11 protein-coding genes are annotated in these 12,837 nt (G+C 62.5%); 2 read left to right on the top strand and 9 right to left on the bottom strand.

Annotated elements, in window-relative coordinates; all coding sequences use genetic code 11:
- The first annotated feature begins 235 nt into the window (after nucleotides 1-235).
- Entirely contained in the window at nucleotides 236-1,951 is a 1,716-nt protein-coding gene (locus tag QFZ33_RS17565) for a GH25 family lysozyme (protein ID WP_307029521.1), read from the top strand.
- A 265-nt stretch (nucleotides 1,952-2,216) separates the two neighbouring features.
- Here the strand turns inward: QFZ33_RS17565 and QFZ33_RS17570 are convergent, their stop codons facing one another.
- Genes QFZ33_RS17570 through QFZ33_RS17605 form a run of 8 tightly spaced genes read right to left on the bottom strand, consistent with a single transcriptional unit; the run spans nucleotide 2,217 to nucleotide 10,857 of the window.
- Nucleotides 2,217-3,653, bottom strand: coding sequence for a lipopolysaccharide biosynthesis protein (locus tag QFZ33_RS17570; RefSeq protein ID WP_307029523.1), 1,437 nt, complete (start codon nucleotides 3,651-3,653; stop codon nucleotides 2,217-2,219).
- A complete protein-coding gene (locus QFZ33_RS17575; RefSeq protein WP_307029525.1) occupies nucleotides 3,646-4,797 on the bottom strand; it encodes an aminotransferase class I/II-fold pyridoxal phosphate-dependent enzyme in 1,152 nt (383 codons plus the stop codon). The genes QFZ33_RS17570 and QFZ33_RS17575 overlap by 8 nt, the downstream gene beginning before the upstream one ends.
- A 24-nt stretch (nucleotides 4,798-4,821) precedes the next feature.
- Nucleotides 4,822-5,838 (bottom strand): SDR family NAD(P)-dependent oxidoreductase, encoded by a 1,017-nt coding sequence (locus QFZ33_RS17580; protein WP_307029527.1) that lies wholly within the window; start codon nucleotides 5,836-5,838, stop codon nucleotides 4,822-4,824.
- On the bottom strand, nucleotides 5,835-6,893 hold the full coding sequence (locus QFZ33_RS17585) for a sugar phosphate nucleotidyltransferase (protein ID WP_307029530.1): 1,059 nt from the start codon (nucleotides 6,891-6,893) through the stop codon (nucleotides 5,835-5,837). The genes QFZ33_RS17580 and QFZ33_RS17585 overlap by 4 nt, the downstream gene beginning before the upstream one ends.
- A 5-nt stretch (nucleotides 6,894-6,898) precedes the next feature.
- A complete protein-coding gene (neuC, locus tag QFZ33_RS17590; RefSeq protein WP_307029533.1) occupies nucleotides 6,899-8,053 on the bottom strand; it encodes a UDP-N-acetylglucosamine 2-epimerase in 1,155 nt (384 codons plus the stop codon).
- Nucleotide 8,054: 1 nt separating this feature from the next.
- Nucleotides 8,055-9,107 carry an N-acetylneuraminate synthase family protein gene (locus QFZ33_RS17595; RefSeq protein ID WP_307029535.1) on the bottom strand — a complete coding sequence of 351 codons (1,053 nt, stop codon included), beginning with the start codon at nucleotides 9,105-9,107 and terminating at the stop codon, nucleotides 8,055-8,057.
- Entirely contained in the window at nucleotides 9,104-9,805 is a 702-nt protein-coding gene (locus QFZ33_RS17600; protein ID WP_307029537.1) for a PglD-related sugar-binding protein, read from the bottom strand. Before QFZ33_RS17600 ends, QFZ33_RS17595 begins: the two co-directional genes overlap by 4 nt.
- Before the next feature lie 2 nt (nucleotides 9,806-9,807).
- Nucleotides 9,808-10,857 carry a hypothetical protein gene (locus QFZ33_RS17605; protein WP_307029539.1) on the bottom strand — a complete coding sequence of 350 codons (1,050 nt, stop codon included), beginning with the start codon at nucleotides 10,855-10,857 and terminating at the stop codon, nucleotides 9,808-9,810.
- 204 nt (nucleotides 10,858-11,061) lie between these two features.
- Here QFZ33_RS17605 and QFZ33_RS17610 point away from each other — a divergent pair, with 204 nt between their 5' ends.
- Entirely contained in the window at nucleotides 11,062-11,826 is a 765-nt protein-coding gene (locus QFZ33_RS17610) for an acylneuraminate cytidylyltransferase family protein (RefSeq protein WP_307029541.1), read from the top strand.
- A gap of 186 nt (nucleotides 11,827-12,012) precedes the next feature.
- Here QFZ33_RS17610 and QFZ33_RS17615 read toward each other — a convergent pair whose 3' ends face one another.
- Nucleotides 12,013-12,837: a glycosyltransferase gene (locus QFZ33_RS17615; protein WP_307029543.1), complete on the bottom strand. Its 825-nt coding sequence runs from the start codon at nucleotides 12,835-12,837 to the stop codon at nucleotides 12,013-12,015.

Consider the following 12,837-nt stretch of genomic DNA (forward strand, 5'->3'; position numbering starts at 1 on the left):
GACACAGACCACAACTGCACGGCGTAGGACTGCTGGCACGTTCAGCGCTGGCCTTTTCGCCCTCGTGGTTCTTGCAGGTTTTTGGGCGCCGGTTCCGGCCTCAGCCATGGAATCACCGCCGGCTGCCACCACAGGCGAAGCAAGTGCCCCCGTGGAGCCTGCCCGGGGCCCCGAACTCGATTCCGAAGCAGCGAAGGCTGCGATGCGGGCAGCGGTCGGACCAGACGGTGCGCAGATGGGCCAAGGCACTAAACTTGCCGTCCAGTCGCGATTGGATGCTGCGGCAGAAGCCACATGGGTGCCGTCTTTCGGCGTCAAGGGCCAAGATGTCAGCAGCCATCAAACAGGCCTGAACTGGCAACAGCAATGGAACATGGGGTCGCGCTTTGCGTACGTAAAAGCCACCGAGGGAAACTACTACGTCAGCGACAGCTTCTCTTCGCAGTATCTGGGCGCCCGCAACGTGGGCATGATCCGGGGCGCCTATCACTTCGCTATCCCCAACGCCTCTTCTGGCGCAGATCAGGCCCGCTTCTTTGTAGCAAACGGTGGAGGCTGGACGGGTGACGGGTACACCATGCCCCCAGTGCTGGACTTCGAATTCAATCCCTACGCTGGCATGACGATCAACGGCTTCTACCATGGAAACACCTGCTATGACAAAACGCCGCAGCAGCTGGCTTCGTGGGTCCGGGACTTTGGCAACACCATGCGGTCGTTGACCGGCCGGCTGCCCGTCATCTACACGAACACAGGCTGGTGGAAGCAGTGCACCGGCGATGCCCTTGGTTTCGGCGACTACCCCTTGTGGGTCGCCAATTATCCCACCGCTCCATCCAACGATGCCGGGCCCGTCCCGTCCAGCTGGAATCAGTACAGCATCTGGCAATTTAGCCCGAGCGGGCCGTTCGCGGGCGACTCGAATGTGTGGAACGGCAGCTACGCACAGCTGCAGGCCTTTGCGAGGAACGGTTTGACTTCCGCCGGCGCCATCGAGCGAAAGTGGGTGGCCCTGGGCGGAGCCTCAGGGAGCCTGGGGGCGGCAATCTCCCAGTCCGACATCTGCAACCTGGTTGGCGGCGGGTGCTACAGGTCATATGCGGCCGGCAATATCTACTGGACCAGCGCAACTGGTGCACATGCTGTGACGGGCAGCTATTGGAAGGCCTGGGGCGCGGTCGGCTGGCAAAGCGCAATCGGCTATCCGACAGGCGACGTCACCTGCCCCTACGGGTCGCCAGCCTCCTCAACTTGCCACCAGACATTCCAGGGCGGCATCGTCTATGCCACTCCCGGTGTGGGTACGTTTGCCGTGGCCAACAAGTACATGTCCGGGTGGAAGGCTGCCGGCTGGCAGCAAGGAATCGGATATCCCACTGCTGCAGCCTCCTGTGGCCTGTATGGCGGCGGCTGCTATCAGCCGTTTCAGAAGGGAAACATCTACTTCACTGCCTCTACCGGTGCGCACGCCGTGACGGGATCGTACTGGAATGCGTGGAAGGAAGCAGGCTGGCAGCAGGGGCTCGGCTATCCTACTGGTCCCACCGCTTGTGGGCTTTACGGCGGGGGTTGCTACCAGCCCTTCCAAAAGGCCAACGTCTATTTCTCCTCGACTACAGGCGCCCATGCCGTTTTCGGGGCCTACTTCACTTCATGGAAGTGGGCTGGCTGGCAGGCAGGCGTCGGATACCCGACCGGACCTGTGAAATGTGGGCTCTACGGCGGAGGTTGCTATCAGCCATTCGAGCGGGCTACCAGCTACTACACTGCCGCAACCGGAGCGAACATGGTCGGTGAGCCCTATTGGTCGGCATGGGGTGCTGCTGGCTGGCAACCCCGTTTGGGTTACCCCCTGGGAGTGGCAGTCAAGTGGAACGGATACCGGGAGGTGCCTTTCCAAGGCGGATCCATCACCTACAGTGCCAATGGGGTCACCGTGCGCACCAAGTGAGTGGGGTGCTGCCGTAGAGCTTCTCCGCCACCCCGTCGGTCAACGCATGAAGGGGTTGAGGTCGGCAGCATGACGCGAAACCCTAAGCGAACACAGCAAGGAGTGTGCGGAAGCGCCGACCCGCAACGAAACGACGGGCCCTCGAGTACAGCCAACCGGGCGGCTTGAGCCGGCAATCTCCTTCACCTTCAGTACCGTCCTCTTCTTCCGGCGGCCCTCGGTACATCCGAACGGCCGCTGCCAAGAAAGGCGTTCCCAGCGCCAGTCAGAGCGAAGCGCTGGGCGTCGGCTTTGCCTTGCGCAGGCGCCACAGTACCAGTCCGCCAGCCGCCGCAACAGCCACGGCGACGGCAGTAATAACTCCCGAACCGATGTCGCGCGGGAGCATCAGGAGCCCGGCTACATACGCTACTGCGGCGAAACAGCAGAGCCCATAGGTGCGTAGCGGCCACCCACCCGGCGCCTGCCGTCGTGCTATCAGAAAATACACGATGCCGAGGAGGAAGAACGATCCTGCGGACGTTGCCGCCATCAGCACCAGATTCCCGGCGGATGCCGGGACTAGCGCTGCCACGGCTGAGATTCCCAGCACGGAGGGCGTCACCACCGCCAGAATCCACGTCCGCTTATCGGCAAAGAGCAGCGAAGAAGCGTTCAAATACAACAGGTAGCCGAGGGCGATGAGCGGCATTATCTGGGCAACAGGGATGAGGTCCTCCCGGCCGACAGCCATGATGTGGGTGACCACATTCGCTCCGCCGCTTGCCACTATCACCAACGCGAGCCCAGCGAGACTCGCTGTCTTCATGACCGAGCGAATCCGCTCCGGCCGCTCCTCCGGCTTCGCAGACATGATTGCCGGCACCCAGGCATTATTCAGGGCGCCCAGCAAAGTGACAGTACCCAGGACAAAAATCTGGACCTTGCCGTAGTCGCCGGAGACGCCCTCCGCTGCCACAGCCGCCAGCAGAAAAGCTGCTCCCTGTGTCAGGAGCATCATCGATCCGGTGTGGGGCAGGACGGGCAGGCCGATGAGCAGCGCCTCCTTTGCGGCACCCGGTACGGCGAAAGGCAGCGACGGCGGCGCGATGAAGAGGGCCGCGACTGCCGTGAGGCAGACCGCGGTCCCGAAGCCCACCATGAAAACGCTGGCGGTGGCGCTCACCAGTAGCATTGCGAGCAGTCCCACGCCATAGGCGGCCACCGATGACCCGAGGCTGAGCAGCACGAACGCGACAGGCCGCCCTTGAGCGCGAAGCAGTGCCTGGGCAGCCAGCACGGTGGCGAGCACGCCCATCGTCAGTAGCGCCACCGTGAAGCTGAGCACTCCATCGCCACCGCCAGCCATCCACCAGTATGCCGCTGCCACGGCAGCTCCGACTGCAACGCCGAGCAGGCTGAGAAAGCCGCTGATAGAGCGCGCTTTGGCTGCCCCGTTGTGGTCGAACCATGCCTTGGTAATTGCCAGCGGCAGCCCCGCGGCGCCAAGAACCACACCGATCTGGATAACCGATACGGACAGGAACAGTTCCTGCCACTCGGCATCGCTGTCCAGCACGCGGAGAGCAAACGGCTGTACCAGGAAAACTCCCAAGCCCTGCATGAGCGCGCCAGCCAGATACAGAACGGAGTTCCTACCGGTCCTGTCCACGGCGCTGCTATTCCCGGACTCGGCAACGTCTGCCCGACCGGTGCTACTCACCGCTAAGTCGTAGCCATTCGTGTACGCGCTTGATGACGCGGTCCTGATCGGTCTCGGTGAGGTCGGTCGAGCAGGGCAGCGAAAGGCCACGGGCGAAGAGATCCTCGCCGACGCTGCCGCCGAGGCTTAGCTCGTCACACAGCGGCGGCTGCATGTGCAGCGGCCGCCACAGAGACCGGGATTCGATGTTAACTTCGGCGAGGAAGTCCTGCAGTTCGTCCCGCGCCCCAGTTCCGCGCGAGGCCGGAACGAGTACCGAGTACAGCCAGTAGGTGGATTCCTGGCCGGGAAGGCTTGGAGGCGTTTGGATCTCAGTGCCGGCGAAAGCGTCTGCATAGCGGCCTGCGATTTTGCGCTTTGTCTCCACAAAGCCGTCGAGCCGCTCCAGCTGTGCCACTCCGAGGGCTGCGGCGATGTTTGTCAGCCTGTAGTTGAAGCCGATTTCGTCGTGCAGGTAGCCCCGATCCGGAAGCCGGGCCTGGGTTGAGAGGTGCTTCGCCTTCGCCGCGAGCTCCGGATCGTCGGTGGTGAACATTCCCCCGCCCCCGGTGGTCATGATCTTGTTTCCGTTGAACGAGTAGGCACCCATGTGGCCGACCGTCCCGACGTGGCGGCCTTCCAGCGGCCCCTCTGTCCACAAGGCGCCAAGTGCCTCAGCGGCATCTTCGATCAGGACGATGCCATATTCATCGGCAAGTTCACGTGCCGCCACGGCATCTGCTGGCTGCCCGAGGATGTGCACAATCTCAATGGCTTTGGGAAGCTTCTCCCCCGCCGCTGCCCTGCGCTCAATTTCCCGGCGCAGGCTCCCAACATCCATGCACCACGACTCAGCCAGCGAATCGACCAGCAGCAGTTCGGCAAACTGGTAGGATGCTGCATTGGAACTCGCCATGAAGGTGAAGTCGGAGACGGCAACGAGGTCCCCCGGTCCTACGCCGGCAAGGCGCATCGCAATGTGCAGTGCCGCTGTTCCGGAAGCGCAGGCTACCGCATGCTTGGCGCCGACGTAATCGGCAAACTTCCTCTCGAACTCGGTGACGAACTGCCCCACGGAAGAGACAAACCCGCTGGCGACGGCTTCGTTAACAAGTTCTGCTTCACGCTCGCCGATGTTGGGCACGGCTAGTGGGATACGGGTCACCACAAACGACCTTTCTGGCAATAACTATCGGGAGTATCGGGCTGCGGCGGACAGATCGACGCCGCGGGCCTTGATCCATTCAGCGGATTCGCGCAGGCCCTCTTCAAGGCTGACCTGCGGGGCCCAGCCGAGTTCGGCCAGCGCCTGCGACGGGTCCGAAAGCAGGTGCATGACTTCGCTGGCCTCCGGGCGGACCCGCTCATCCTGGGTGATGATGTCCGCCGTCGAACCCGTGACCTTCCGGGCCATCTCAACCAGTTCACCGATGGAGACGTCGTACCCGGTGCCGAGCTGAATGACCTGGCCCTCCAGCGGGATATCAGCGCTGGCTGCCTTCAGGAATCCGTCGGCGGTATCGGTGACAAAGGTGAAGTCACGGCGCGGTGTCAGCGAACCAAGGTGGATCTTTTCGGCACCGGCAACCATCTGCTGCAGCACGGTGGGGATGACGGCTCGCGCGGACTGCCGGGGTCCGTAAGTGTTGAACGGGCGCAGAACCACGACGGGAGTCTCGAAGGAGCTTGCCCATGCCTCGCAGAGCTTGTCGGCCGCGATCTTCGTTGCGCTGTACGGGGACTGGCCACGGAGCTCGTTTTCGATGGTGATCGGCACGGTCTTGGGCGTGCCGTAAACCTCGGACGTCGAGGTGTTGACGAGCCGCGGCACATTGTGCCGGCGCACACCTTCAAGGACATTCAGTGTGCCCACGACGTTCGTTTCCACGTAGGAGCGCGGAGCCTCGTAGGAGTACGGAATCGCAATGAGGGCCGCCAAATGGAGGACAACATCCGAGCCTGCAACGAGGTCGGAAACGAACTCGGCGTCCCGGATATCGCCGAGCCGCAGATCCACAGCGTCCCGCTCCTCGGAGCTCAGGTCATCGAGCCAGCCATAGGACCCATTGGAGTTGTAAACGCACAGTGCCCGCACATTGGCACCCTGGGCGATCAGCTGCTGGGTGACGTGGCTTCCGATGAAGCCATCCGCTCCCGTAACAACTACCGTCTTGCCCGTAAGGTTCTGCTGAGTCAAGGTGATCACTGGCCTTTCGCTGTCGCTAGGTCTTTAGGTGTTCCGACGTCGATCCAGTCGGATTCGATCGGCCATGCGGACACTGTCCTGGACTGTTCGATACAGGCCTGGACCAGTTCCGGCATGGAAAAGGGTTCAAGGTATGGCACCAGCGCCAGCGCCTCAGGCGAAACGGCATAGATACCTGTGCTGATTTCGAATTCGATGGTGGGCTTCTCAACGACTGCTGAAATCGAACGTCCCTCGCCGATTTCAAGGACGCCGAAGGGCACCTGATGGGTATACGGCCGGGCAGCAACGGTCACGCTGGCGTTCTTCGCGGCATGGAAGGCGAGAAGTTCGGCCGCCGAGTAGCGGACCATAAGATCCGCGTTCGTGACGAGCACAGGCTCGGAGATGTCAGGCCGCTCGTGGTGAAGCAACCCCAGCGCACCGGCGGTGTTGAGGGGCTTGGCCGGATCCTCGTGCAGGTACTTAATGGTGCAGCCAAGGCGGGAACCGTCGCCGAGGTGGGCCATGATCTTCTCAGCCAGGTACGCCACGGAAACGTAGATGTTCGTGACGCCCGACTCCACAAGGCCAAGAATAATCCATTCGATAATGGTCCGGTCGGCAACGGTCATCAGCGGCTTCGGGGTGTCCTTCGTCAGCGCACCCAAGCGCGTGCCCTTGCCGCCGGCCATAATGACGGCGATGTTGCTCAGCGATGTCCGTCCCACAATGTCGTTGAGCGTGTGCAGTCCCACGAGCCGGCCGGCATCATCAACCACCGGAACTTCACTGATCCGCAGGCTGCGCATGAGGTCCAGGACCGAGGCGCGCGTGGCATCTGGACCAACGACATGCGGAGCCCGGTTGGCGAACTCGTGGACAAGACCGTCGAGCTGCGCTCCCTTCAGCAACCCCCGGCGGATGTCGCCATCGGTAAGTACTCCCTGAAGTTTCCCCGACTCATCGGTAACCAGGGCAATCGCGGAAGCTCCGCGGTCGATGGTCTCCAACGCCTGCCTAACGGTGGCGTCCTGCCCGATACAGACGTTGCCGAGGGGCCCGTCAATACTCATACGTGTCATTCTCCAGTGCTGATGTCGATGAAGGCCTTGGTCAACTGCGCCTGAGCGCTGCTCACCACCACGCGTTCGATCCGAGCTGACGAATGCGAGTCCCCGTAGGGATTGACCACCTGACGTGACAATTCCCGAAACTCCGCGCTCAAGGCCTTTTCAATACTAGCGTGGATCTCCGAACGCTCGTCGCGGCAGTGGATGACGTTGGCGCCGCATTCGCGGCCTTTTTGCCGGTCTCCAACGTTGACCACTGGAACGGAAAAGGTGGCAGCTTCAAGAATCCCCGACGAGGAATTACCCACCAGGGCATCGATAGTGGCCATGACCTTTGGATACAACGGGCCAAGGCTCTCGCGCACAACGGCGGCTCCCTCGGCCGCAATCCCTTCAAGTTCTGCAACGATCTCATCGCGTCCGGCGTCGAAGCCCGGGTACGTGAGAATGGCGGTCCCGCCGGCGGCGATGGCCTCGTCGAACACCTGCCGTGCCAATGCACCGGCGTTCCCGTCCATCTCAGCTGTGGGCGGGTGGTAGGTCACCATCAGCAGGGGCCGGACCAAGGGCCGGCCGAATTCAGACCGGAACTCCTCGTCCGTCAGGGGATCCGGCGTGCTGAAGCGGTCAAGCCCTGGGGCGCCGGTCTGATGAATCCGTTCGGGCGACTCACCCAGTTGCGCAACCCGCCGTGCGGCGCCGGCTGTGCTGACGCAGTGCTGGTCCGCCAATTTGGTTACTGCGTGCCGCACGCGTTCGTCGAGAGCCCCCTCCGTAACTTCGCCGCCGTGGAGGTGCACCAGCCGCACACCCGCCACTACGACCGGCGGCACGACATAAAGCAGCTCCCAGCGGTCCCCCAGAACGACGACGGCGTCTGGCTGACTCTGTTGGAGCAGGTCCGCCATACTGCCGGACAGTTCGGGGCCGAGGGCCAGCTGGCCAGCCGCCGAGGCGTCGTCCAGATAGAGCTGCAGGTCGTGGTGCACGTACGCGCCATCAGCGAGTCCGGCTTCGCGAAGCCGCTCGGTCGCCGTCCCGGCAGGAAACCCCACCGCGGTTGCAACGTGCAGGTCCACGTCAGGATTCTCGGCCAGCCTGACAAGGACAGGCGCGATCGGGAAGAGATCGGCTCGCGTCCCTACGAAGCCCAGCACCCTCATGTCAGCCCAGGTCCTGTTCGACCAACGGGGTTCCGGCCTTGATGTCACGCCCTGCGGGACGGCCCACGACCTGGGCCGAGGGCCGGAGCCCGCCTTCGGGGCGCAGGATGGCTATGTCCGCAGCGGTGATGACCGTCCCTGCCGCAATGTCCCTCACAGCATGAAAGGAACGCCGGACCAGACCGGCATTGGCTTCCTCGCTAGGCATTCGGCGCTTATGACCGTCACCGAGAGCCCGGGACACGCCGCGGACGGAGCGAACGTAGTCCTCGAACTCGGCCTTCTCCAGTGACGCAGAGTGGTCCGGACCGTTGCGTGTCTTATCAGTGGTGATGTGCTTCTCCAGCAACGTCGCCCCCAGGGCGGTGGCGGCGATGGCGGTCAGGGATCCGGGCGTGTGGTCCGACCAGCCCACCTCGACTCCGAACTCCGTCCGCATGGAGGGAATGGCCAGCAGATTGGCCTCGTCTAGGGGTGCCGGGTAGGCAGAAACACAGTGGAGCAGTACCGTGGCCGGCGCCTTGGCTGTCGCTTCGAGGGCCGCCGCCACTTCCTCACGTGTTCCCATACCCGTCGACACGATCATCGGAATACCAAATTCCGCGATAGCGGCGAGATACGGGGTGTTGGTCAGCTCGCCGGAACCGATCTTGAGTCCCGGGACACCGATGTCCGCCAGCATCCGCGCGCTGTCATAGTCGAAGGGTGTCGAGAGGAACGTAATTCCCCGTTCAGAACAGTGATCTCGCAACTCAACCCACGCGGACTCGGGCAGTGTCAGGCGCCTGAGCATCTCGGACTGGGACTCTGCAAATCCAGCCTTCTTTTGGTACGGCGTGGTGTCCGCGGCTTCCGTGACCAGCGCTTCCGGCTTGAACGTCTGGAACTTCACGGCGTTTGCCCCGGTGTCAGCCGCCATGTCGATCAGCTCATGGGCGACTGCCACATCACCGTCATGGTTCACCCCGGCCTCGGCGATGATGAAAACTTCCTCGACAGCACCGATGCGGTGCGGACCGAACGTTACATGCTGGGCTTTGGATTCGGTGGTCACAGGGTTGTGCCTTTCTTGGATGACAATTCCCGGGCCGGAACACCAATGTAGGTTGCTCCCCCGGCGAGATCACGCGTTACGACGGCACCCGCTCCGATTACAGACCGTCCTCCTACGGTGCAGCCTGGAAGAATGCGGGCGCCCGACCCAACAAATACTCTATTGCCCACGAGGGATGCCCCCAAAAGAACCGCACCGGGAGCCAGATGCGAGCCGGAGCCCACGCCTACATCATGTTCGACAATGGCGCCTGAGTTGACGATGACAGCCGAGCCTATGTCTGCCAACGGACCTACGTGAGCGTGCTCGCAAACCTGCGACAGGGCACCCAAACTGGCGGTGGGATCCACCGTTGCACTTGCCGCAACAAGAGGGCCGGCGAGGTGCCTCAGATCGGCATCTGCAATGATCGCATCCGCGAGGCGGTTCCGGATTCCGTTGTCACCAATGCCCACTGCAATAGACAGTGAATTTTCCACCGCAAAACCCAATGCCTCGGCGTCGTCAGAGAAGTACCGCGGAGGCCGTCCGGCTGCGTTATTGAAGGGGCGGAGGTGCTGGTGGACCTCGGCGGAATCGTGGGTCGCGTCGGCGAGGCCAGCGTCGGCAACAGCTGCAACCGAGTCGCCGCGTCCGTTCACGATGGACGCTAGGCTGCGCGCGTGCCCGGAGGCCCCTATGATGAGCCAGGCCCCCACGCTCAGAGCCGGCCCGACTCTTTGAGCCTTACCGGTTCCACCGCGACTGCCGGTGTGAGCTTCGGCAGCGGGGAAGGCAGATGTTTCAAGGGGTGGCGAAGGAAGTGGATTGGCGAGAGGCCCGCTTCACCGCTGTGCGCGCCCTCCGGACGCTTCCGCAGTCCTAGGACGGCCTGGGCCTTTTCCAAGGGACCGCTGGCCCAGTAGTCCCAGAAGGCACCGACGGAGCGGCTGTTCCAGCCGAGCAAGTCCTTGAGTTCGTCGGGCGACTTCATGTCCTGCACACCAAGCTCCATGTCCGCGATGCGCTTGAGCTCCGCGCTGTCCGGCGACTTCTCATAGAACTCCGGCCACAGCTCACGCATCCGGAGTCCGGGATCGGTTTCCGCATTCTCACCGAGCTGGAAATCCGGCCCGTAGATTTGCACGGCTGCTCCTGCGGCCGCTGCGTAGAGAAGGGCGGTTGACATGCGGTTCGAAACCACCTTCTGTGCAGATCCCATCATCCACAGGATCCGTCCCAAGAACTGGGGATTCCGGCGCTCACCCGCGCTAATGACCTCATGTCCGGCATCGGTCCACGCGCGGTAGATTTCGGGGTGCGCGAGATCCTCAATATGCAGACAAACAGCAGACGGACCTTCCCTACGGAGGACCTCCTCTGCAAAGCCTTCGTGATCGCCGCTCACCTTCATCAACGCCGTCCCATGGACGGGAAGAACAACGGTGCCAGTGGTGCGTTTCGGCACTGCAACTCCGTCCCTGGCGGCCTGCAGCAGGTAGAGGAACGGCGCCCCAACAGCGGTCACCATGCTGGACCCGTCGGAGAATCGATTTTCCCGCCCGTCCATGGCGAAACCGCGGGAAGCAGAAGTCCAGATCAATCGCTTACGGTTGGAGCCGCGGTCATTGAAGTCGGCGAACTGTGCCAGTACCGGCGACTTGACAGTCCACCCGTGTTGTAGCAGGCCAGGAATATGGCGGATTTCTGACATTCCGCAGTAATTGGCCAACGCCGAGGAGTGACCGTAGTAATGGTTTTGGATGTCCATATGGAGTAGTGGCACCTCAGAAGAAATCAGACAGATGATGCTCACATACTACGTGCAGCTCCGCGGTGGCACGTCGACGGGACGAGCGGGGACGCCGATGCTACCGCTCGGCCGAAGGCCTGAACACGTTACCGGTAGGATGAAAATAATTTGCGACAGCGCATCGGCTTTGTCCAGCTCCACGACTGAGGTTAGAGAACATTTATGAATCCAGATACCGTACGCCCTCGTGTCTTGGCGGTCGTTCCGGCTCGCGGGGGATCCAAGGGCCTTCCCGGAAAGAACATCCGGCCCCTCATGGGGAAACCGCTTTTGGCTCACGCCGTTGCGCTGGCCGGGCTTCTGGGCGACAACGTCAGGTGCATCGTTTCCACTGATGATGAAGACATTGCCGAGGTGGCGCGGGAGTCAGGGGCCGAGGTGCCATTTATCCGGCCTGCGGAGCTGGCTTCTGATTTGGCACCGACAGCCGCCGTGCTTCGTCACGCTTTGAGTACGGCCGAGAGCATCTACTCTGAAGAGTACGACATGGTGCTGCTCCTAGAACCCACAAGCCCCACTCGGACGAAAGAAGCGGTTCAGGCGGCTATCGACCAGTTGTCGCAAACCCCTGAACTGGACGGCGTCATAGCCGTTTCTGAGCCATTCTTCAATCCGTTGTGGGTAGGCGTCCGTCCCCGCGATAAGGGACCAGTTCTGGAACGCTACTTCAAGGAGGGAACAGGCATCGTGCGCCGGCAGGACCTTCCTTCCTACCTAAGAATAAATGGGAACTTCTACGTCTGGCGCTCTGACTTCATTCGCAGGCTGGAGCACAGCTGGTTCGACGAGGGAGTCCACGGATACGTCCAAATTCCTGAACTCCACGCTTTCAGCATCGACGATGAGCACGAATTCCACTTGATCGAAGCCGTGGTAGCGGCCGGTTTGGCACCCTTGCCCGAAGTCGCCTCGCCCGTCGGAGAATAATCCGCTTTCCGCCGCCCCAGCTGAGCCAGGTCCCGGGGTCAGCTGGGGCAGGGCTTCAGGTGGCGGCGGCTATTTGTTCGGAATCCATCAGGAAGATGCGTGCGCCGTTGCCGCCACACACCCATCTCTGAGGCAGCCCGCCACCGTGACCGATATGCTGGGGACCGTGTCAGTTCAGGGAGAGTATTAGCGGGAGGCCAGCGTTCTGATCCGCCGAATCAGATCAGGTGGAAGATAGTACATCATGTAGAGCGCTGTGCGGAATGCCGTATTCCGGAGCAGTTGACTCGCTGCCGACTTTCCCAGCGACTCGGCGAGGTTCTTCCGACCGGCGAAAATTGTCTTGACGTAGGACGCGCGGGGATGGACACCCCGGCTGGTTTGGTTGGGGTGGATGCGGTACTCGACGACGTCGGCGTCGAGTACCGCCATGCGTCCGCGCAGGGCCAGGCGCAGCCAGAGGTCGTAATCTTCCATCTGCCTCATCGGGTTATACCCGCCCACCGCCCGATAGTCAGCGGCTCGGAACATGATCGCCGACTGGACGAGCACGTTCTGCTCCAGCAGTTTTCCGCGTACGTCAGCGCCTGATGCATGTCCGAAGGCCCCGATTCGGGCGCCTTCCTCATCAATCCACGGCGCCTGGCCGGTGACCGCCACTGTGTCCGGATGCTCACGCAGGTATGACACCTGCCGGGCAAGACGGCCGGGCAGGGCAACGTCGTCGGAGTCCAGCCGGGCAATAAATTCGCCCTGCGCGTGCTTGCATGCCTCGCCCAGGGCATGCCCCACGCCTTGGGGGTTCGTCCCGTGGACCAGACGCACACGTGGGTCGGAGGCCCATTCCTTGCCTGGGGCCAGCTCGACCCCGTCCAGGTAGAGGATCACCTCGAAGCTGGCGCCGTCCTGGTCCAAAACGGACTCGACAGCCCGGTCCAGCCACCGGTGCATGCTGTTGGTCGGAATGATCAGCGAGACATCCACAGTGGGTTCTGCCGGTTCGGCGGCCAT

The organism is Arthrobacter globiformis, assembly GCF_030815865.1.
Taxonomy (GTDB): Bacteria; Actinomycetota; Actinomycetes; order Actinomycetales; family Micrococcaceae; genus Arthrobacter; species Arthrobacter globiformis_B.